The organism is Maribacter taeanensis, assembly GCF_047345145.1.
In the GTDB taxonomy this organism is placed as follows: domain Bacteria; phylum Bacteroidota; class Bacteroidia; order Flavobacteriales; family Flavobacteriaceae; genus Maribacter_C.
Window position 1 is genome coordinate 97,674 of the sequence record NZ_JBLFER010000003.1, and the last position, 21,048, is coordinate 118,721.

Consider the following 21,048-nt stretch of genomic DNA (forward strand, 5'->3'; position numbering starts at 1 on the left):
TAGTTTTATATTTCGTAGGATTTATCCTATTTTTAGAGATGCAAGAAAAACAAGCTTCCCTCTCGATTAAGAACTGGTCCGATGATGATAAACCTCGGGAAAAATTGGTTCAGAAAGGTAAAGCTGTCCTGTCGGATGCAGAACTCATTGCCATTTTGATTGGCTCCGGAAGCCGAAACGAAAGCGCTGTGGAACTTTCCAAACGTATTTTAGCATCTGTCAATAATAACCTTAATGAGCTCGGCAGACTTTCCATAAAACAATTAATGGAGTTTAAAGGAATCGGCGAAGCGAAAGCTGTAACTATTGGAGCTGCCTTGGAAATGGGTAGACGAAGAAGGGGAGAAGAGGCCCAAAAAATCACAAAGATTCAAAGTAGTAAAAGTGTTTTTGAGCTTTTGCAACCCATTATGGGAGAGTTGGAACACGAAGAATTTTGGATTGTTTACCTGAACAATTCGAATAAGGTCCTTCATCGTGCACAGTTAAGTAAAGGTGGAATTACGGGCACTTTAGTAGATGTCCGATTGGTGATGAAACAGGCCCTGGAACTTGGAGCGGTAGCACTTATTCTGGCACACAATCATCCCTCAGGAACATTAAAACCCAGTAATGCTGACAAACAAATCACACAAAAGTTAAAAGTTGCCGGTGAAGCACTTGATCTAAAAGTTTTAGACCATTTAATCATTACCCAAAAGGAATATTTTAGTTTTGCAGACGAAGGCGTTTTATAAAATCGTACTTTTCTGACTGAGATATTCATGTTACTTATATACACGCACAAAATAACGCCCCGCTTTAGCTATACAATGAAGCATATCTTCACCAGAATTTTGGGGATAGATGTGACTTTCACTACTAAAGTAGAAGATTTCATAAAACATTCGGGAGCGAAAATAACTTATACCAAACAGCCTTTGCAGAATGAGTTTTTCATTCGGAGTAATGATTTGCTGTTTGAGCAAGGTATCAATGACCTTCAAATTACCATCTCAAATTGGGAAGGTATTCCATGTTTTTTTACCGCAGGTGAGCGCAGCACGATTCCGTTTGATATATTTTCAGCTAGTTTTTATTTGCTGAGTAGATACGAAGAATATTTACCACATGTCAAAGATATGCATGGAAGGTTTCCTCCTAAGGAAAGTTTGGCATATCAGAATGGATTTTTGCAACAGCCCGTGGTAGATATGTGGGCCTTTAAGTTATTAGATAAACTAAAAGAACGTTTTCTCAATTTAGAGTACAAAAAAAGAACTTATACCTATAATTCCATAATCGATGTAACCACCTCGCACGGCTTTGCACATCGAGGATTCACTAGAAGTGTGGCAGGGCTTATGTATGATTTGGTATCCTTCAAATTACGAAGGGTTGGAAGACGTATTGGGGTTTGGTTTAATCCTAAAAAAGACCCTTTTAATAATTATGAATACTTAATTAATCTGCATAAGCGATTTGCCCTGAAAAGTATGTTCTTTTTTCAGTTTGCTGCTTATTCTACTTATGATAAAAACCTATCTCCGAATAATAACAAGTTCAAGTTTTTAATTAAATCAATTGCTGATTATAGTGCAGTCGCGCTAAGTGCTTCCTATAGCTCCTTTGAAGATATTACTCTTTTAAAGAATGAAAAAAAGCGGCTCTCCGATGTGATTAATCGAGATGTGACTTCCTCACGAATGCGCTATAATCGAGTGGATGTGCCAAATACGTATAGAAATTTGGTAGATGCAGAGTTTACGGATGATTATACTATGGGTTATACCCATGAAATAGGTTTTAGAGCAGGAACTTGCAGCCCATTTTATTTTTATGATATTAATCTTGAGTTGCAGCAACCTATTCGTGTTCATCCATTTGCATTTCATGACTATGCATTGGTAAGCATGGCATCAAAAGAAGAAATCGCACAAAAGATTAGTACATTGAATAAAAGGGTTAAAAATGTTAATGGAGATTTCACAAGTGTTTTTTCAATTGAACTTATTGGTGGTGAAAAGTCCGAAGATTGGAAAAAATTATATGAATCCGTATTAAGTGAGTTTCATGTTTAAAGAAATAGTAACCGATGTATTTTTTGATTTAGATCATACGCTTTGGGATTTTGAAAGGAATTCGGCTTTGACTTTTGAAAAAATACTTTCAGAAAATAATATTCCTGTGGATCTTCCAAATTTCTTGGAGGTCTATGTCCCTGCCAACTTAGCTTTTTGGAAGTTATATAGGGAAGAAAAAATTACAAAAGAAGCCCTGAGATATCAGCGTTTGAAATCTGTATTTGATAAATTAGGACTTTCCGTTGTAGATGAAATGATTCATAAGTTATCCGAAGAATATATCCTTTACTTATCATCTTACAATCATCTTTTTCCAAATACAATTGAAATTTTAGAATATTTAAAGCCCAAATACAGACTACACATTATCACCAACGGCTTTCAGGAAATCCAAGGAAAAAAGCTGCGAAACTCTAATATAGATGGTTATTTTGAACATGTCATTGATTCCGAAATGGCCGGTGTAAAAAAACCAAATCCTAGAATTTTCGAATTAGCGCTCAACAAAGCAAATATTGCTTCAAAAAATGCATTAATGGTTGGAGATAGCCTTGAGGCTGATATTTTAGGTGCAAAAGATTCAGGTTTTCACATCTTGCATTTTAACGCACATAACGAACCTTTCCACGAGTTTTGCCCAATCATTCAAGATTTAAGTGAAATAAAAACCTTTTTGTAGAGTTATCATAAGTAGGGTAAAGTGCTTCTTTCCTGTTGTTTATTAAAAGGTTTATTCGATGAAAAGAATACTTCAAAGTGTATTATTTGTTATGCTGCTAGTTGGTATCACCGCTTGTACAGAAGAACTTGATTTTAATCAATTCGATGATTTAGAGGCCACACCTACATATGAGGCGGGTATTTTTTATCTTGAAGCTCCCGAGGACATCATAAACTTAGTTTCTGGACAAAGTGTTTTTAGCCAAAACTTCAATTTTGATGCTTTTAGTTCTGATATTTTTTCAGATCGAGTAATTGATGGAGTAATCACCTATGTTGTTGAAAATACTACCAGCAAAGAATTGAACATTACCATCGAGTTTTTGGATGAAAATGAAAATGTAACAGACACTGAATTTTTTTCTATTCAACCCGCGCCTACTGCTATTATACAACGAGAAATCACCTATGGTGATTCAGGAGAAAGCATAGACATAATAAAAACACTTTCAACCATACGAGTTAGTGCCGAAAACCTCGGAAATAATACAAGTACATCAAACCTTCCTGAGCCGCTCATAACCTTAAAATCTAGCGGTAAGTTTAGAGTCCGTCTTAAATGAGAATTCCCAAAATCTTTTATTTCATTATCCTACTATGGACATGTTTTGGTGCGCAAGCGCAAAACAAACAGGTGCTCTACGATTTCTCTGAGATTCCACAGTCTTTGATGATAAATCCGGGTGTTCAAAGTGATTTCAAATGGTATGCTGGTATTCCAGGGATATCTGGTCTTTCTTTTCAAATAGGTTCAAGTGGAGTTTCTGCCTATGATCTTTTTGCTGCTGATGGTATCGATTTTAATACCAAGTTTAGAAATCGTTTAATTGGTGGAATGACTCGAAGAGACGAGTTGAGCGGAACATATCAATTAGAGCTTTTGAATGTAGGTTTTAGAAGTCAAGATCCAAATGTGTTTTATTCTTTCGGAATTTACAACGAAGGCGATGCCATTGGATACTGGTTTGAAGACTATGCCATATTAGCAATTGAAGGTAATGCTGATAGACTAAACCAACGATTTGATTTAGGAGATTTAAAGACCAGAGGTGAAATGATGAATGTTTTTCACTTTGGAGTAAATAAAAAGATAGATAACAAATTTACTGTTGGGGCTAGAGGAAAGATTTACTCCAGTATTTTTGATTTCAATTCAACTAGGAACAAGGGATTTTTTGTTACCCGACCTGGTCAAAACAATTTGCTGTCGAGCACTATTAATGCAGATATGAAATGGAGAACTTCCGGCATAAATGCTTTAAAAAACGCTGCTAGTGATGATGAAATACCTAGTACCATTCTTAAAAGAGGTTTTTTTGGTGGTAACCTTGGGTTGGGAATTGATTTGGGTTTTACCTATCAAATAAATAAACAAACTGTATTTACCGCAAGCCTTTTAGATTTAGGATTTATCTATCACTCCAATGATGTTGAAAACTATACCCTAAAAGGCGACGTAACAACCGAAGGTGTCGAGGTTATCTTACCAGGGGATATTTTAGACCCTAGCCGTGATTTTTGGCAAGATTTGGTAGATGATATTGAAGAAATTCTTCCGTTTGAAAACAATTTTAAAAACTACATCACATTTAGACCTACCAAACTAAATGCTTCATTAAGATATAATTGGGGAGAACAATCTTTAAGAGCTGCTGACTGTGATTGTGGCCCAAATGTTAACCGAAGCAATAGGGCTCAGAAATTCGTAAATGGAGTAGGAGGACAACTGTATGTAATTAATAGACCTAGAGGACCTCAAACCGCTTTAACAGCTTTTTATCAACGAAGATTTGGAAATGTCCTGGCTGTCAAAGCTACTTATACCGCTGATAAATTTACTTATACTAATGTTGGTTTTGGTATGAACCTGCAGGCGGGGCCTGTGAACTTATATGTAATAGCAGATAACCTTCTTGCTTATCGCAACATTGCTGACAGCCAATATGCTTCTTTCCAATTAGGATTAAATATTATATCTTGGGGCAAGAAATAATATGATCTGAAAAGCCTTTTTTGGTATACTTTTCTTTTTGGCACACTTTTTTCATATTTGACTTTAATTAATCAGTAATTGTTATTTTATGACAATTCAAAAAAATGTAATGTTTTGAAAGGTATTGTTTTAGCTATTTTTTTAATGACAACTTTAATGAGTTCTGCACAATCAAACTTGAATGAATACAAGTATGTCATAATACCCAAAAGATTTGAAGGTTTTAAAAAGGAGAATCAACATCAAACAAGTACTTTGATAAAGCATTTGTTCGCTAAAAAAGGTTTTATTACAGTTTATGATGATTATCCACCTGATGACTTAAATAGTAATAGATGTCTTGGACTTTTTGTTGACTTGATTAATAATTCTTCAATGTTTACAACGAAAACGGCTTTGACTTTGAAAGATTGTAATAATCAAGAGATTTTTACATCGCAAGAAGGTAAAAGCAAGAAAAAAGATTATAAGGCTGCTTATGCTGAAGCTATCACCAAGGCTTTTGATTCTTTTGCCTCACTCGATTATTCTTATGAGTCAAAAGATAAGGTCACGGCCGAAGAGCCGGTTGTTTTAAATTTTGAAAATGATGTAAAGACTGTTGAGGATGCACCAAAAAAAGATGAAAATGAAGATTCGATGGTAAAGCAAATTGCCACTAGAGAAGTCCAGTATTATGAAGATCGTCGTCCTGTTGAATCAAATTTCAAAAAGGCTCCGGTTAAAGAAGGTGAAAAGATGGAGAAGCAAAATGCCACGTTAGAGGAGCAAAGCTTTGAAAGTATGGAGCCAATTGAAACTGATTTCAAGAAAAGAGATACTGATGTTTCTTCTAGAGCTAAAATTTCTAAAGGAATTTTGTATGCTCAGGCCGTCAATAATGGTTATCAATTGGTCGATAGCACTCCGAAAATTCAACTAAAGATATTTAAGAGCTCAATGCCTAATGTATATATTGCCAAGGGAGATAATAAAGATGGGGTGGTTTACACTTCTGACGGAAAATGGTTTTTTGAATATAGTGAGGGAGAGCAAATTATAAAAGAGGAATTGGATATCAAGTTTTAGGATTATACTTGTCTTTCCATCTATTTTTTAAGAATTCTTTTATCGCATTTTCACGTTGATTTACGCCAGGTTCGTAGAATTGAGTACCAGAAATTTCTTTTGGTAAAAACTCTTCCTCGACAAAGTTGTTTTGATAGTTATGGGCGTATTTATATTCTTCGCCATATCCCAAATCTTTCATCAATTTGGTGGGTGCATTTCGCAGGGGGAGTGGAACAGACAGGTCGCCGGTTTTTTTGACAGCCTGTTGTGCTTTTCCAATAGCCATGTAACTAGCATTACTTTTGGGCGAGGTAGCCAAGTAAATTGCACATTGACTCAATAGTATCCTAGCTTCAGGATAACCAATGGTAGTTACTGCTTGAAAAGTTGTATTAGCCATTACCAAAGCAGTGGGGTTTGCCAATCCGATATCTTCAGAAGCGGAAATAAGCATTCTACGGGCAATGAACTTTAAATCTTCGCCTCCTTCTATCATTCTAGCTAGCCAATATACAGCTCCATTGGGGTCACTACCTCGAATTGATTTAATGAAAGCTGAGATGATATCATAATGTTGCTCTCCGGTCTTATCATAAAGCACGGTATTCTTCTGAATTTTGCCTAAAACTAGTTCATCTGTAATTTGTACTGTATCTGATTCTTCTGAATTAATAACTAGCTCGAAGATGTTCAGCAACTTACGACCATCCCCTCCTGAAAGTCTTAATAAAGCTTCAGTTTCTTTGAGTTTTATTTTTTTATTCTTGAGTATAGTGTCTTGTTTCAAAGCCCTTTTTAGTAAAGCTTCTAAGTCCTCTTTTCCAAAGGCATTGAGAACATATACCTGGCATCTTGATAATAAAGCGGGTATGACTTCAAAACTAGGATTTTCCGTAGTAGCTCCTATCAAAGTAACCCAGCCCTTTTCAACTGCAGCGAGAAGTGAATCTTGCTGTGATTTGCTAAACCGATGAATCTCGTCAATAAATAGAATAGGGTTTTTAGCTGTAAACAATCCGCCGCTCTTTTTGGCCTTGTCGATAACTTCACGAATATCCTTTACACCGCTATTAATCGCGCTCAGCGTATAGAAGGGTCTTTCGCTTTCGTTGGCAATTATATTGGCCAGTGTAGTTTTACCTGTTCCAGGAGGTCCCCAAAGGATAAGTGAGGGTATAATTCCTTTTTTAATCTGATGAGTTAACGATCCATTTTCGCCAACCAAGTGGTTTTGGCTAATGTATTCCTCTAATGTTTTTGGGCGTACCCGTTCGGCAAGTGGTTCGTTCATATAGTAAATGTAAGAAATAATATAAATGACAATTTTTCCGTTTTGATCATTTTGGCTTGTTTGTTGACTTTATAAAGTAATTTTAAAAGATGTCAGAACAAAACTATTTTAAGTTTTCCAATTCCGTCGTAATAGCTCCACTTGGTGCGGTCCTTCTGATTTGGATCGTTTATTGGATGGAATTACGTTTTCAGACCAATTTTAACGATTTTGGCCTCTATCCAAGAAGAATTTCTGGTTTACAAGGGTTGCTTTTTAGTCCATTTATTCATGGCTCTTTAGAGCATTTATATAATAATACCATTCCATTAGCATTATTATTGGCTTCGTTATTTTATTTCTATCGCGATATAGCCATTAAGGTACTCGTTTTTGGAGCTTTGTTATCAGGGTTAATTACTTGGGGTATAGGAAGACCCTCTTATCATATTGGAGCAAGTGGAGTTATCTATCTTTTGGCTAGTTTTATTTTCTTCAAAGGTATCTTTACAAAGCATTATCGTTTGGTGGCACTTTCTCTAATTGTTGTTTTCATCTATGGGAGTTTACTATGGTATATATTTCCTGTAAAGAATGGAATATCATGGGAAGGGCATTTAGGAGGTTTCCTTACTGGTTTTGGACTAGCGTTTTTAGTAAAAGGAAGCGTTCCATCACCAAAAAAATTCGCTTGGGAACATGACGATTATAACGAAGAAGAAGATGAATTTCTAAAACACTTTGATGAAGAAGGAAATTTTATTGAAACAATTCATGAAGAACATTCGCAGGAAGAAAATACTTTACAAGTCAAGTATTTCTACAAAAAGAATTCTGAAGATGTTGATTCTGAATAGTTAAGACAAACAATTTATCACTTCATTCGCTGTCTTACCGCTTCATAGAGAAAAACGGCACATGCTACCGAGACATTTAATGATTGAATTTCACCTAGTAAAGGTAGCTTAGCCATTTGATCTGAAGCTTTTAGAATAGATGGAGAAATTCCTCTATCCTCAGAACCCATTACAATAGCGATAGGAGCATTGAATGATACGTCATAAATCGTATTTTCAGTTTTTTCTGTCGCTGAAATAACTTGAATTCCAGATGCTTGCAAATAAAATACAGCATCTTTAATATGATCAACTTTAGCAATAGGAACTTTAAAAGCTGCTCCAGCTGAAGTTTTAACCGTATCTGAAGTTACAGGGGCTGCACCTTTCTTTTGAATGATAATTCCATCAACGCCCGTACATTCGGCAGTTCGAATGATAGCTCCAAAATTACGGACATCAGAAAGTTGGTCAAGCAATAAAAACAAGGGTAGTTTTTTGGACTCCAAAACGGTTTCAACCAATTCCTCAAGCTGGTGAAAGCTGATGGGCGAAATATTTGCAACTACTCCTTGATGATTGTTTTTAGTTAACCTATTTAGCTTTTCAATAGGTACGTAAGATATATTTATCTGATTCTTACGAACTGCAGATTCTAATTCTTGTGATAAGTCGCTTTTAAGCCCTCTTTGTATAAATATCTTATCTATTGATTCTTCAGAGTTGATAGCTTCTAAGACGGCTCGAATACCATATATTTGACTGGTTTTATGCATATGGCTAAAGGTAAATAAAAAACCATCCTCATTGCGAGCACGGTTTTGAAGTTTTAAACTATTTTGGAATTTTGGCTATCCCTAAACATTTTATTCGTAAAATGTTGCAATAAAAAACTGCTTACCTTAAGGTAAGCAGTTTTGGTTAAAAGATGTAATGTAATTTATTGGTTTAAAAATTCAAAAACCTTAATTAAATCACTTTCGTTTTTAATATTTAAATCATTTTCTTTCAAATAATTCTTTACAGATTCTTTTTGGGAATCACCTAAAAGTTTTAAAAGTTTACCTTTTTTTGGTAATACCTCATCGATTCTGTTTACCCCTTTTTTCTGCATATAATATTCGGTAAACTTTGTAAATCTTGCAGGAATTGCAGCTACAAAAGAGTTTTGAGCAGCTGTTCCTTCGGTGAATTTCACATGAATTCTTTTAAAAAGATCATATTCTTCGCCATTCACTATCTCTGTAAGATAACCATTAGTCGTTCTCTTTTTGGAAGTAACAAAGGTTTTGAAACTCATTTTTTTACCATTAGGGCGTATATTAAGTTCTTTATCTCTAGCTAAGCTTCGTATAGCTTCACCTTCTACATTGGCCTTCATTATTTCAACCTCCTCATTTAATGCATTGTATCTGAAGAAGATATTTCCAACTTTTTCATCTTTATAGTACAGTGGAGTTGGTGAGAATACATTTGAAGTATATGGAGATCCTTGAATGTTCTCATCTTCAAGAACAGATTTTTCAGAATACTTTTCTGAAAGGGATCCAGCAGAATAATTATAAAGAGCATCTGTCACACCACCATCACCACGTGATGAAGTGTATGTAGCTAGTTGGCCAGTTGTTTGGGCACTCATAGTGTATGCCGCAAAGAAAGTAAATAATAGAAATAATGACTTTTTCATGTTAAATAAAATTTATATAATAATGCAAGATAATTAATTTATGCCACGTCTCCCAAATATCAATTTTTTTAACATCTATTTTAGACAAATTGCTAAAAAGATAGGGCAGGGTACTTTGGATCGTATAATATTCTTAAAATTTAATTAGCAAAGGAAAAAATCTATGTCTAATTCTTTTTGAAAGAGAGTATTTTTCCGTTGTTTTGTGAGACTAATAGCCGTTGACTTTTATTAACTTCTAAAAATATCATGTCTTTGATGTTTCCATCAAATAAGATGCCAGAATTAGAATGAGACGTCACATCATATCCATCTTTTCCATTGGATAATAGAACTAAACCTGATAGAGCGTCTAATCTTGGAGTCTCTACTTCGGTGTTATAAATATTTCCTCCAAGAACAGCATCTTCAAAACCATCATTGTTAAGATCAATAAATATACTTTGGAGTAATGGAAAAAATTGTGCTTCAGATGGCAAAAAAGAATGCTGAAACTTGTTGTTACCCAAATTGATTAAAACAAGAGATCTAAATTCATTAGCCTCTGCCTCATAAGCGGTCTTTAGCTTTACTCCATAGATGTCTTCTAAGTTTGCATTGGCAAAATCAGAATAGGTTTTAAATTTTTTTTGGATGAACGGCATTTGTTGAGAAGAACATTCACGACCCCTTACAGGTACATATTCTCCCTGATACTGTTTGCTAAATACTATATCCTGGGTTCCATTATCATCAAAGTCGTTAGCAAAAACTTTAAACGGTTTTTTGGCACTTGCGTCAAATTTAAGATTAGTACCTACATTGCCTACTAGGTAATCAGCTAACCCATCATTATTAACATCTGTCTCACTTACTGAAAACCACCATCCTTTCAAGTCGCTAATATCTTTGCTTAAATCTGATATGTTTTTGAAAGAGCCCTTATTATTTCGAAACATACCGATACCGGTCCACTCACCAACTGCAATAAAATCTTGCCAGCCATCATTGTCAAAATCTGTACTTATTACTTTGTTAACTATACCAAATTCAAGAAATTCAGGAGCTACTTTTTCTGTAACATCAACAAATTCATGATTTATATTTTCATAAATTGATGAGGTAGAGGGGTTTGGATATTTTTGCGGAATGGCACGGTTACCAATAATAAGATCTTGATCACCATCTTGATCAAAATCTATAGCTGTAACTGTTTTTCCATTTTTTGGTAATTTTTCAAGTGCTGCACTGGCAGCGCGAAAGAAATTACCATTTCCATCATTTAGGTATAACCTATCGGCATAAAACGAAGAATGTTGTTGAAATTCGTTTCCACCACTTACAATATATAGGTCTTTATCACCATCATTGTCCCAGTCAAAAATTAGAGACTCAAGGTCTTCATAATTTTTGTCCTGAGAAATTGCTTTTTGAGTTGACTTCTTAAACTTCCCGTTTTTGGTTTGAAAATAAAGTGCTCCCGATTGACCTGATGCTCCACCGACGTAAAAATCAATTAGGTCATCCCCATTTAAATCTCCCTTTGAAAAATAGGGGCCAAGACTTGATTGTTTATATGGAAGTAAGATTTCTGTTTCAAAATCATCATAAGGATTTTCTCTGTGTACAAACTCAATTCCAAGATTTGAAGCGCTCTCTTCTTTAAAGTATGGCTTAGATTTCGCTTTCGATAGTGCTTTGGATTTTACTGCGTCTTCTTCATTAAAAAAAAGCTCGGAATTTGAAGCAATATTATACTTTTCTTCAATAGTTCCATTGGGCCATGAAACAATCACTGTATCTATACTATTAACATCACCCAGGCCAAAATGGGCAGCAGTCTGTTGCGACGATCTATAACCACGAACCCTTCTGTTTTCGATTAGCTGTTTATGTTCACCATATACAATCTTTACTTTGGCAAATGATTCAGATAGCTTACCTATGGTATTAACTTTTAAATAATTCCCTCCATTGGTTTCTACTGTTGTGTTTTTATATAGGAAACAGTTTTCATCTAAATTATTAACTACAAGATCTAGATCTCCGTCATTGTCGAAATCGCCTGTTGCAGCACCATTACTGAAAGAAAATTGATCAAGGCCCCACCTCTTTGCATTTTCTTCAAAATTCAGGGTTCCTTGATTTTCAAAAAGTATGTTCTGAAGTTTTTCTGACGGCATTTCATCATAAAGACTCTTTTTAACCTCTAAGGGCACATTGTTCTTGTATTTCATTTTAGCTGCGTAGACCTTATTCTGTAAATCGTTATCTAGAGCGTATCTACGATACCCATTGGTGATATATATATCTTTGTCTTGGTCTTGGTCAAAGTCGTTGAGGAGTACTGACCAGCTCCAATCTGTGTTAGCAGTTTTCGTTGCTTGTGCGATGTTGGAAAACTTATTAAGTCCAGTATTCAATTGCAGAGAATTGTACATATACTGATGATGAAACTTTGCTTCTTTTACCAAGTAGTCGAAGCGCTTTGTATTCATTGAAGCCATTAGTGTTTTGGATCTTACGTGATCGTTTGCGGCCATATCAAGAACAAAGATGTCTTGTAAACCATCATTATTTAGGTCAGCAATGTCCATTCCCATACCATAGAAAGATACTTGATTGGTAAACTCTTTTATCTTATCATCAAAACCACCTTTTTGATTATTTATGAATAGTGCATCTGGTATATAATAATCACTAGCAATGTAGAAATCTAGCCAACCATCTTGATTTATGTCTGAAATGGATAAACCAAGTCCAAATATCGGGCGTTGAATACCCGCGTCTTCAGAGTAGTCGATAAACTTACCGTTTTCATTTCGATAAAAATGTGATGAATTAAAGTATTGGTTCTCTGAGTTTGCGTTAGCCAATTTGTAAAGGTTTATCGGATCTACACCATACAGCTCATTCTCGTTCATTACGACACAGTCTAAGTCACCATCTTTGTCAAAGTCGAAAAAAGCTGACTGAGTGCTTATTCCTATGTCGGCCAAACCATATTCATCTGCACTTTCTACAAAAGTTTCGTCTTTTTGATTTATAAATAGTAAGTTTTTTCTATCCGGCCTTGATTTCGGACCGCCTTGTGAGACATAGATATCCATCCAACCATCATTATTGATGTCAACGAATGTCACAGCATTTGACCAATTTTTATTTTTATTGATTTGTGCTTTTTCAGAAATATCTTCAAAGACAAAATCACCTTTGTTTAGAAATAATTTATTTGGTACTTGATTGCCACAGAAAAATATGTCAAGTAATCCATCATTATTGATGTCTTCTACACCTACACCTGCTCCATTATAAAAATAATCGTAGTTGAAAAGATTTTCCATAGTGGAAACATCTTCAATTATTTTGTTTTCGAAATTTAGGCCAGAATGGACTGCTTCAATTTTTTGAAAGACTTTTTGTTGAGCAATTTCTGTATTTGTACTTGGAGTAGAATTTAATTTGTTTTTATTGGTTTCCTTACAAGAAGTAAAGCCTAGTGCCGATAGAATGATTAGAAGTATATTCTTTTTCATAACAAAATTTTCATCATGCCATTAGTGTTTTCAAGTGTTAATGGCTAATGTAGGCAAATAAAATAGTTGATTTTCCTTTGGTAGTGTATGAGTTAATAATCATTAAGCCTCACTATCTTCTTTTTCAATGTATTAAAGTCCTAGCAATTTTATTTCAGGTGCGTCTTTGGCATAAGAATAACCTCTCCAAAAAAATCCTTCGGCGCTAAATTTCCAAACTACTTCTTTTTCACGTGTAACTTCCCAAAACCCGAAATCACCCTCTGTAATAAGTACGTTGCCATTTGGAAGGGTAACTGCTCCCGATATTTTACCCGAGTATAAATCAGGATTTGTATAAGACCATAGTATATTCAATTCATTATCTCTATCCGGTTTCAAGTCATATTCGCTTGGTAATTCCAGTTCGTATACTGTAGATTGTTCAATATTGAATCCATTCGAAAAGATAAGTAATTTGCCAAGATCCATGCCTTTAAGAAGATTGGGGAAGTGGTTGTTGTAAAACTGCCGCTCACCAAAGGTGTTTTTATAGGTTTCTGGATTACCAAATCGGTAAATCAGATCTCCGCCTTTGCCATAATTACCGCCACTACTTGTTGAAGCTTCTTCTGTAGAGGTGCTATGATCAATAACCCAAACTTCAGAAAAGAAGTTGACACTTAATAAAATAGCATCATTAAGCTTATCATAAGCTATGCCGTTTGCATGCATTATATCTCCATCGCTTTCGGTTGAAGCATTTGACATTGGTACGTAATTAACATCAATACGTTCAGGGTGATCTGCTATATTGCCGTAATTATTTTTTGTGGAATCGTGATCTTGCACTATATGATCCCATGAATGCCACTCCCAAACAATTTCATCAGTATTTGGATCAATTTCTATAATTGATTCTACAAAAACATCGGTTTCAAACATGAAACCTGATTGCAGTGCTTCTTCTGCACTATGCTTAGTCCAAACCATGGCAATAATATTACCATTAGGTAGTAATTCTGCATCGTGATGAGTTTCCCTGTCCATTGATGAATAGAGATAGTCCCATTCCACTGCGCCATTAGGTCCAATTAATTGTAGTTTTCCACCTTTGCCACCTAATTTTATTTGAGGATCATCAGCCTCAAGTGATGCTAATAATTGGCCATTGGGTAACAGGAATACATCATTTCCAATATTATTGGTTAACGACCATTCGTGTAGTAACCTAGCCTCTTTGTCCATTAAGTAGACTTGATTTGAGGCAGCGTCGTTGACTAAAATATAATTATCATCAACTTTATCATCTAGAAATACTTCAACTGAGCCTACTGGCATAAAGCTTGGTTCCTCTTCAGGTTCCTCAGGAATAGGCACATCTTCTATAGAAGTTTCAGTGTCTACTTTAGGTGAATCGTCTTTAGAACAAGACTGTATAAAGTTGACTGCTGCGAAGACGAGCAGAAACTTTAAAAAATAACAAAAAGAGAGATTCTTTAACATCTTAAATTTTGGTATAAAAGTACAATATATTTAAAAGAAATTGATTAGCTCAAATTAATTTTGGAGATGCAGGTTTAGCGATAAGGAATTGATTTCAATTGATTCTATCTGTTTTGAGATTCGAAACAATGGGGAGAAACAAAAAACCATCCCGTTAAAAACGAGATGGTTTTATAAATTTAATATGAATTGTTTAGATTAATCCAAACAGAAGTTGATTAGTATTGAACCGGCTTCAACTCCTTGATAACCTCCCACTACATTTCCATTCGGAGTAAGGATTTCATATCCAATTTCTCCATAACGATCTCCGGGAAAGAACCAATCTGCAGTTAGTGTACCATCTGGTATCGTAATGGTTCCCACTCCTACAGATCCATCATTTGGAGTACAATCTGCTCCTCCTAAAAATGTTCCTGCAGCACCGCCGTAAGGAGAGCACATACCAACTTCTAAAACAGTACCGTCATCCAAAGTAACTGTAATTCCTGCACCACCGCTTCCGGTATCAGTTTGCCACCCATCACCATAAGAATCGGTCATGTTGATAGTCCAAACACCTGGTGTAGGTGCTTTCGGTGGACAAACAATAATCGCTGTGTAGCGAAATGGTGAACTGAAGTAAGACCCAGTAAGTGTACCTGAATTTTGACCATTTGAGAACCTTCTTCCATCAGTCATAACTAATTCGAAACGAACGGCGAACTCATCTCCACCATCAATATCAGCATCAGATACTCCTGTTGTTGAAAGAAGAGAAGATAACTCTACTCGATAAGTGGTTACAGGCAAACCTGCATCTCCTAGTTCAAATGAAGCAGGGTTTAAAGTCTCAATCAAGGCTTCGGAGCTTGTAGCGCCTTTTCCATTATCCGGAGTATTATCTAAAAATGTACCGAATACATCAATGGACTGGACTAACTTTCCATCTTCTTGATCTTGAACTTCTAAGGCTACTTCAAAGAATCCATCAGAAACACCGATCGGAAGCTCGTTGGAGTTCACGTTTATAGTTCGCAACACAGCACCTCTTTGTTCAGCATCTACAATGTCATCAAAGGTTTTATCACCTTCCGTACATGAAATAGATACAATAGCTGCTAGAGCAATAGTTGTAAAAATTTTATAATTTAGTTTCATTGTCATTTTTTTTTAATTATTAATTGGCTGGTGGGAAAGCCGGACCTGCAGGATTTGTATCCCAAAATACCTGTGTACTAAGATCCGTTCTCTGTGTTATACCTGGATTATTAATAACCTCATTTTGTGGTATCAATAAAGTCCTTGGGAATGAACCTGGATTAGGTTCCCAGTTAGGAAATACAGTTGTTGGGTATCCTGTTTTTCTATAATAATTATAGGCTTCTGAAGCACCACCGTACATAGCTATCCAATATTGCTCTGCAAAAAGATTTTCTTTGTCATCTCCTGTTAGCATTTCATAACGCATTATGGTAGTCTCGATGTAGTCAGTAATATCAGCAGCTGTCGGCACCAAAGAAGAAGCTAACACGGCAGTGGTTACCTCCCCTGTTGTTGCATCAAACACAGAATCATCAAGTAAAGCACCAGCCTCAAAAGTTGGGTCGGCAAATGAAGTAACTTTAGCTATTGACTTTTCCATTCCAGCTTGTAAGAAAGCAGATTTATCGGCATCAGTTGCAGCCATTTCACCTCTCCAAAAATCAACATATGAAGCTAAAATAATAGGCTCTATACCAGCACCTCCGCCTCCAAGGCCAAGTCCAACACCGTTGTCATCTTCGTCCAATTCAAAAACATATTCTCCTGAATCGTCATCCAATACCACGTTACCATTACGGAACAAGTCACCGTCAAATTTACCAGCTGCAGGATAAACACCTGCTGCGGCTTTTAGAAACGTATCTGGTGGTCCACCTTCGTCATTACCGTGAGATCTACCCCAATAGCCTTCAGGTGGTGCGCAATATACGAATCCATCATAATGTGGAGGAGGTGTAAATAACGAACAAGAAATTGTTTCTTCATCTGGTGGAGCATCTGCACCAGGTGTGGCACCAACTTGTCTATAGAAGTAATATCTAATTCTCGGATCATCTTGCGTTAGCATCAGATTCATCATATAATTAGAACGATATCCTCCTGCTCCAGATGGTGTATAGTTAGCTGCGTAAAGCGGATGTCTATCATCTGGTTGTAATTCACTGTTACCGTAAATTAATTGAAAGTCATCAGCACTATCTGAGATAAAGTTGTCACCGGCAATTACAGCATTAAAGCTTGCCGTGTCACCTGTATTCTTGTAAGAGCGAAGTCTGATAGTATTTATTAGCTTAACCCATTTTGAAGAATCACCAGAGTAAAACAAATCCTGGGCTCCGATTGGATCTGGAGAACCAGATAATAAGGCTTCAGCCTCGTCTAGAAGACCGAAAGCAGCAGCATATACTTCTTGACCACTATCAAGCTTAGGTGCTGGAAATTCTGCAGCATTTCCGGCTTCTGACCACGCAGCCTCTCCAATAAAATCTACCAATTGAAAAAGTGAATGCGCTAAAAGTGTCTTACCAACACCTTCGTGAAATGAATAATCAGTATCAGAAGTAGCATTTAGCTCTTCAAGTGCCTGAACGTTAGTCAAGATTCCGACAGATACAAAATCACCTGCACCGTTTCCTCCTGAACTGTACGTTCTAGACCACACCCCATTCATTGTATTACCAGGTAGTGCGTTAAAGTAATCTCTGCTACCAAAATAATCGATTCGGGTTAATCTTGCCGATTGACCGCTAAATGCTTGTTGATTGGTAACATATGCTAACTGAATCGAATTCAATAGCAAGTTCGGATCTGCCTGATCAGCAGCTAGATCATTCGGACTTACTCTCAAGTCCAGTTCAGTTGTTTCACATGCAGTAACTAAAACCACTGCTGCGAAAACCATCGAAATATATTTCATTAATTTTTTCATGTCTCTATATATCATTTACAATTTTTATTAGAAAGAAGCTTTTATACTAAACCCGTACCTTCTTGAGCTAGGTCCATTGATAAAATCAAAACCTCTACCATTACCGATACCTACACCCGCAACGTTCGGATCAAAATTCGCACCAGCTGGAGTGTTGTAAGCGTCATACCAAAGATTGAAACCCTGGGCTGTAATAGTAATAGAACCAAATGGTGTCTTTTCCAAGGCTTTAGCTGGGAATGTGTATCCTAGAGAAACCTCTTGTAATCTTAAGACTGAAGCATCATAAATTCTTGTCTCAGTAGGGCCGAAAAGAAGGTTACTGAAGAAATATGTAGAGTTATTAATTTGAATGTCATTACTCTGTTGAGCAACACCTGAGTCATCAATTGAGCTTTGAAGTGACCCTGGAAGAATATAAGTGTTCAAACGATCTTGGGTTTCTACAATAAGACCACGTCCTAGTAATACACCAACTGTACTTGATAGAATATCACCACCTTTAATGTGACTAACTTGGAAACCTAAGTTCCAATTCTTGTATCTAAAGGTATTGATGAAGTTCATTGTGTAATCTGGTATTGCATCACCAACAATTGGAATGTTACCATCTGCATCTTGCTCAGCAGTTACATAACTACCACCTGCGTTTACTAAGTAATTACCGGCAGCATCTCGAGCTATTTGAGTACCAACAATAGTACCTAAAGATTCACCTTCTATCGCAGCATTGGAACCTCTGAATAAACCACCACCTACTGCTAATGAACCAGCATAAGCGATGAAATCTTGTTCTTGTTCGGTAACCACCTCATTGTTTGCAAAGAAGTTTACTCTTGAGTTCCAGCTGAAATTTTCACCTTTGAAAAAATCAATACCTAAATCTGCTTCGATACCATCATTTTGAATTTCACCAATGTTACTTTGAGTAAAAGTAAAACCAGTTGACGGTGCAAGAGGTTGTGTAACGATCAAATCGTTAGTAGTTCTCTTGAAATATGTGAAGTCCAAAGAAACTCTGTTTTTTAAGAATTTAGATTCGAATCCGAATTCTAACTCTTCTAAAAGCTCTGGTTTCAATTCTGGATTCGCTCTGAAGTTATCAATTTGGTTAGTAGTAACGCTACCACCGTTTAAGTTGTCATTAAAACGCAGTGTGTTTTGTTCAACAACATTAATAGTAGGATACCCTGTTGGGAAAGTAGCAGATGTACCATAACTACCACGAAGCTTTAAAAAGTTTAATCCATTTTCAGATTTTAAACCAGGAAAAGCATTTGTTGGTAGAAAAGATAAACTAACCCCTGGATAGGTCTTACTATTGTTTTCTGTAGTTAAGTTTGATACCCAGTCAGTTCTTGCCGAAATATTCAAGAAAAGAAAATCATCGTAATCTAAGGTAGCCTGACCTAAAACACCAACAATGTTTCGCTTTCGAGAAAATTGAATAGGTGATTGATTTTCATAGTTAAAGTGTCTTTTAACTCCGAAAACAATCTGTCCAGTACTTGCTACCCCTTGTCTATCATAAAAATCCTGTCTAGATGTGGCACCTGCTGTGAATGATAAGCCAAGTTTTTCAGAAAGATCATAATTTCCATTAATTGATAAAAAGTGATCCCAAATGGTATTGTTGTTGTCAAAAGTATTCAAGAAACCAAAAACAGCTTCTGTGAATCGAATTCCTCCTTTGTTAGAGCTATTTACATTTCGCTCGTTATAGAAATCCATACCACTTCTCCAATTCAAGGTCAAACTTTCGCTTAACTCATAAGACAACCCTAGATTCCAATTGAATCTATTTGTTAATTGAGAATAAGTAACATTTTTTGCAGTCCATCTTGGGTTGATAATGTCGTTACCATTTCTATAGTAAACACTTGACCCGTCAACTGGATTTTCGAATGGTAAATTCATCAAATCAACACTTCGAGGTGTGAAAAGAACATTACCATAAACTGATAAACCATCAGTACCGTTACCTCTACTTGATGCGATTGGAGGAGTTCTATAATCAGTTCTAGCATAGTTCATAGTGCCCGTTAGGCTGAACTTGTTACTTAACTTAGCACGACCACCCAATGAGACGTTAACACGTGATAGCGAGTTGCCTGGTGTAAAACCTTCATCATTTAAGTATCCAATATTCGCATTGTAAGTTGTGTTTCCATCTTCTGATGCACCACCAATGTTTATCGAGGTGTTAACAACCGCTCCTGGTCTAAAAAATTCTCCTACTGAATCGTAAGGCTTCCAGTCATAACGCGCTCCTTGTAATTCTGGAAATGCATTTCTTGTAGAAGCAACACTCGTAGTCGAGTAAGGATGTTCCAATGTTCCATTCTCATCGATAGCTGACTGTCTTCCCCAACCTGCAGTACCACCTCTATCAAAACTTGGCCCCCAGTTACTAAAGAACCATCCAAAGTTTTGATCAAAACCGTTACCAAACTGATTTTGATAATCGGGTGCAGAAGCATATTCATTTGTAAAAAATGATTGGCTTACAGATATTTCAGTTTTCTTTGGTCCTGATGTAGTTCCACCAGATTTAGTGGTAATCAAGATAACACCATTTTTACCTTGAGTACCATAAAGCGTAGCTGCTGCTAAACCTTTTAAAACCTCAATGCTCGCAATGTTGTTTGGATCCAAATCTAAAAAACGAGAGGAACCAGTGTTACCACTAATAAAGTTACCAGAGTCATTTGTATCGCTACTGAACGGAATTCCGTCAACAATAAATAATGCTTGGTTACTACCGCTGAATGAACTCAGACCTCTAATAGTCACATTAGTTGCAGAACCAGAGGCACCACCAGCAGCGGTTATCTGAACACCAGACGCTTTACCAGATAAAACTCTAGCAACATCACCTTCCGTTTTCTGCTCTAAATCTTCAGAGCCAACGGAGGTCACCGCATAACCAAGAGCTTTTTTCTCTCTCTTGATACCTTGCGCAGTTACCACAACTTCTTCCAAAGCCTGTGCGTCTTCCTGCATTTGTACATTAATAGTACTGCCAGCACCGATAGATTCTCTTACGTCTTTCTGACCAATGTAAGAGAAAAGAAGTGTTTGACCTTCACTACCACTTATAGAGTAGTTTCCGTCAAAATCGGTTTGGGTACCATTTGTAGTACCTTCTACAACGATGTTAACACCAGGCAGTGGTAGACCATCTTGATCTGTTACTGTACCGGTAATCGTTTTGTCTTGTGCAAAAGATAAATGCACAACAAACGCTAATAGCAGCGTTAAGATTCCATTTAATTTTGTTCTCATTTTTAAATTATTTGAATTAGCTAAGCGCAAAAATCATAAAATGATGTTAATAATCCAAAAGAATATTAATAAAACTTTAAGAATGGTTTTCTTTTTTGCCGGTTACATATAAAACAATTTGCTATTATATCAATGTATTATGTAACAGGCCGAGTTTTTAATGATTTGATAAAAAACTAGATTTTAACATA

At 36.1% G+C, this 21,048-nt stretch carries 15 protein-coding genes; 7 read left to right on the top strand and 8 right to left on the bottom strand.

The genetic code is table 11. The features are described from left to right. Nucleotides 1–38 precede the first annotated feature (38 nt). The 6 genes from radC (at nucleotide 39) to ACKWCD_RS12005 (ending at nucleotide 5,844) form a co-directional block, all read left to right on the top strand. Complete coding sequence (gene radC / locus ACKWCD_RS11980; RefSeq protein ID WP_413984209.1) at nucleotides 39–737, top strand: RadC family protein; 699 nt, start codon at nucleotides 39–41, stop codon at nucleotides 735–737. A gap of 75 nt (nucleotides 738–812) precedes the next feature. Beyond that, nucleotides 813–2,060: a polysaccharide deacetylase family protein gene (locus ACKWCD_RS11985; protein ID WP_413984210.1), complete on the top strand. Its 1,248-nt coding sequence runs from the start codon at nucleotides 813–815 to the stop codon at nucleotides 2,058–2,060. Beyond that, a complete protein-coding gene (locus tag ACKWCD_RS11990) occupies nucleotides 2,053–2,742 on the top strand; it encodes a YjjG family noncanonical pyrimidine nucleotidase (protein WP_413984211.1) in 690 nt (229 codons plus the stop codon). Before ACKWCD_RS11985 ends, ACKWCD_RS11990 begins: the two co-directional genes overlap by 8 nt. Nucleotides 2,743–2,800: 58 nt before the next feature. Further along, nucleotides 2,801–3,346 (top strand): hypothetical protein, encoded by a 546-nt coding sequence (locus ACKWCD_RS11995; RefSeq protein WP_413984212.1) that lies wholly within the window; start codon nucleotides 2,801–2,803, stop codon nucleotides 3,344–3,346. Then, nucleotides 3,343–4,776 carry a DUF5723 family protein gene (locus ACKWCD_RS12000; RefSeq protein ID WP_413984213.1) on the top strand — a complete coding sequence of 478 codons (1,434 nt, stop codon included), beginning with the start codon at nucleotides 3,343–3,345 and terminating at the stop codon, nucleotides 4,774–4,776. Before ACKWCD_RS11995 ends, ACKWCD_RS12000 begins: the two co-directional genes overlap by 4 nt. A gap of 156 nt (nucleotides 4,777–4,932) precedes the next feature. Then, on the top strand, nucleotides 4,933–5,844 hold the full coding sequence (locus ACKWCD_RS12005) for a hypothetical protein (RefSeq protein ID WP_413984214.1): 912 nt from the start codon (nucleotides 4,933–4,935) through the stop codon (nucleotides 5,842–5,844). On the opposite strand, the gene ACKWCD_RS12010 is transcribed toward ACKWCD_RS12005, so the two are convergent. Further along, nucleotides 5,834–7,117 (bottom strand): replication-associated recombination protein A, encoded by a 1,284-nt coding sequence (locus tag ACKWCD_RS12010; RefSeq protein ID WP_413984215.1) that lies wholly within the window; start codon nucleotides 7,115–7,117, stop codon nucleotides 5,834–5,836. The genes ACKWCD_RS12005 and ACKWCD_RS12010 overlap by 11 nt on opposite strands. A gap of 89 nt (nucleotides 7,118–7,206) precedes the next feature. Between ACKWCD_RS12010 and ACKWCD_RS12015 the strand changes: the two genes are divergently transcribed. After that, nucleotides 7,207–7,953 carry a rhomboid family intramembrane serine protease gene (locus ACKWCD_RS12015; RefSeq protein ID WP_413984216.1) on the top strand — a complete coding sequence of 249 codons (747 nt, stop codon included), beginning with the start codon at nucleotides 7,207–7,209 and terminating at the stop codon, nucleotides 7,951–7,953. A gap of 17 nt (nucleotides 7,954–7,970) precedes the next feature. Here the strand turns inward: ACKWCD_RS12015 and rlmB are convergent, their stop codons facing one another. The 7 genes from rlmB to ACKWCD_RS12050 all read right to left on the bottom strand — a co-directional run bounded on the left by rlmB (nucleotide 7,971) and on the right by ACKWCD_RS12050 (nucleotide 20,857). Then, nucleotides 7,971–8,708 carry a 23S rRNA (guanosine(2251)-2'-O)-methyltransferase RlmB gene (gene rlmB, locus ACKWCD_RS12020; protein WP_413984217.1) on the bottom strand — a complete coding sequence of 246 codons (738 nt, stop codon included), beginning with the start codon at nucleotides 8,706–8,708 and terminating at the stop codon, nucleotides 7,971–7,973. A 164-nt stretch (nucleotides 8,709–8,872) separates the two neighbouring features. Continuing rightward, nucleotides 8,873–9,619, bottom strand: a complete 747-nt coding sequence (locus ACKWCD_RS12025; RefSeq protein WP_413984218.1) for a hypothetical protein — start codon at nucleotides 9,617–9,619, stop codon at nucleotides 8,873–8,875. Nucleotides 9,620–9,786: 167 nt separating this feature from the next. Continuing rightward, the gene (locus ACKWCD_RS12030) at nucleotides 9,787–13,134 is read right to left on the bottom strand and encodes a VCBS repeat-containing protein (protein WP_413984219.1); all 3,348 of its coding nucleotides are present in this window, start codon (nucleotides 13,132–13,134) and stop codon (nucleotides 9,787–9,789) included. A gap of 132 nt (nucleotides 13,135–13,266) precedes the next feature. Continuing rightward, nucleotides 13,267–14,619 carry an aryl-sulfate sulfotransferase gene (locus tag ACKWCD_RS12035; protein WP_413984220.1) on the bottom strand — a complete coding sequence of 451 codons (1,353 nt, stop codon included), beginning with the start codon at nucleotides 14,617–14,619 and terminating at the stop codon, nucleotides 13,267–13,269. 198 nt (nucleotides 14,620–14,817) lie between these two features. Further along, complete coding sequence (locus ACKWCD_RS12040) at nucleotides 14,818–15,759, bottom strand: hypothetical protein (RefSeq protein ID WP_413984221.1); 942 nt, start codon at nucleotides 15,757–15,759, stop codon at nucleotides 14,818–14,820. A gap of 19 nt (nucleotides 15,760–15,778) precedes the next feature. Continuing rightward, nucleotides 15,779–17,572 (bottom strand): SusD/RagB family nutrient-binding outer membrane lipoprotein, encoded by a 1,794-nt coding sequence (locus tag ACKWCD_RS12045; RefSeq protein ID WP_413984222.1) that lies wholly within the window; start codon nucleotides 17,570–17,572, stop codon nucleotides 15,779–15,781. A 27-nt stretch (nucleotides 17,573–17,599) separates the two neighbouring features. Next, nucleotides 17,600–20,857 (bottom strand): SusC/RagA family TonB-linked outer membrane protein, encoded by a 3,258-nt coding sequence (locus ACKWCD_RS12050; RefSeq protein WP_413984223.1) that lies wholly within the window; start codon nucleotides 20,855–20,857, stop codon nucleotides 17,600–17,602. Nucleotides 20,858–21,048: the final 191 nt, after the last annotated feature.

Bases quoted from the DNA above. Each gene is read 5' to 3' on its own strand.
- radC (WP_413984209.1), top strand. From the start codon at position 39: ATGCAAGAAAAACAAGCTTCCCTCTCGATTAAGAACTGGTCCGATGAT.
- ACKWCD_RS11985 (WP_413984210.1), top strand. From the start codon at position 813: ATGAAGCATATCTTCACCAGAATTTTGGGGATAGATGTGACTTTCACT.
- ACKWCD_RS11990 (WP_413984211.1), top strand. From the start codon at position 2,053: ATGTTTAAAGAAATAGTAACCGATGTATTTTTTGATTTAGATCATACG.
- ACKWCD_RS11995 (WP_413984212.1), top strand. From the start codon at position 2,801: ATGAAAAGAATACTTCAAAGTGTATTATTTGTTATGCTGCTAGTTGGT.
- ACKWCD_RS12000 (WP_413984213.1), top strand. From the start codon at position 3,343: ATGAGAATTCCCAAAATCTTTTATTTCATTATCCTACTATGGACATGT.
- ACKWCD_RS12005 (WP_413984214.1), top strand. From the start codon at position 4,933: ATGAGTTCTGCACAATCAAACTTGAATGAATACAAGTATGTCATAATA.
- ACKWCD_RS12010 (WP_413984215.1), bottom strand. From the start codon at position 7,117: ATGAACGAACCACTTGCCGAACGGGTACGCCCAAAAACATTAGAGGAA.
- ACKWCD_RS12015 (WP_413984216.1), top strand. From the start codon at position 7,207: ATGTCAGAACAAAACTATTTTAAGTTTTCCAATTCCGTCGTAATAGCT.
- rlmB (WP_413984217.1), bottom strand. From the start codon at position 8,708: ATGCATAAAACCAGTCAAATATATGGTATTCGAGCCGTCTTAGAAGCT.
- ACKWCD_RS12025 (WP_413984218.1), bottom strand. From the start codon at position 9,619: ATGAAAAAGTCATTATTTCTATTATTTACTTTCTTTGCGGCATACACT.
- ACKWCD_RS12030 (WP_413984219.1), bottom strand. From the start codon at position 13,134: ATGAAAAAGAATATACTTCTAATCATTCTATCGGCACTAGGCTTTACT.
- ACKWCD_RS12035 (WP_413984220.1), bottom strand. From the start codon at position 14,619: ATGTTAAAGAATCTCTCTTTTTGTTATTTTTTAAAGTTTCTGCTCGTC.
- ACKWCD_RS12040 (WP_413984221.1), bottom strand. From the start codon at position 15,759: ATGAAACTAAATTATAAAATTTTTACAACTATTGCTCTAGCAGCTATT.
- ACKWCD_RS12045 (WP_413984222.1), bottom strand. From the start codon at position 17,572: ATGAAAAAATTAATGAAATATATTTCGATGGTTTTCGCAGCAGTGGTT.
- ACKWCD_RS12050 (WP_413984223.1), bottom strand. From the start codon at position 20,857: ATGAGAACAAAATTAAATGGAATCTTAACGCTGCTATTAGCGTTTGTT.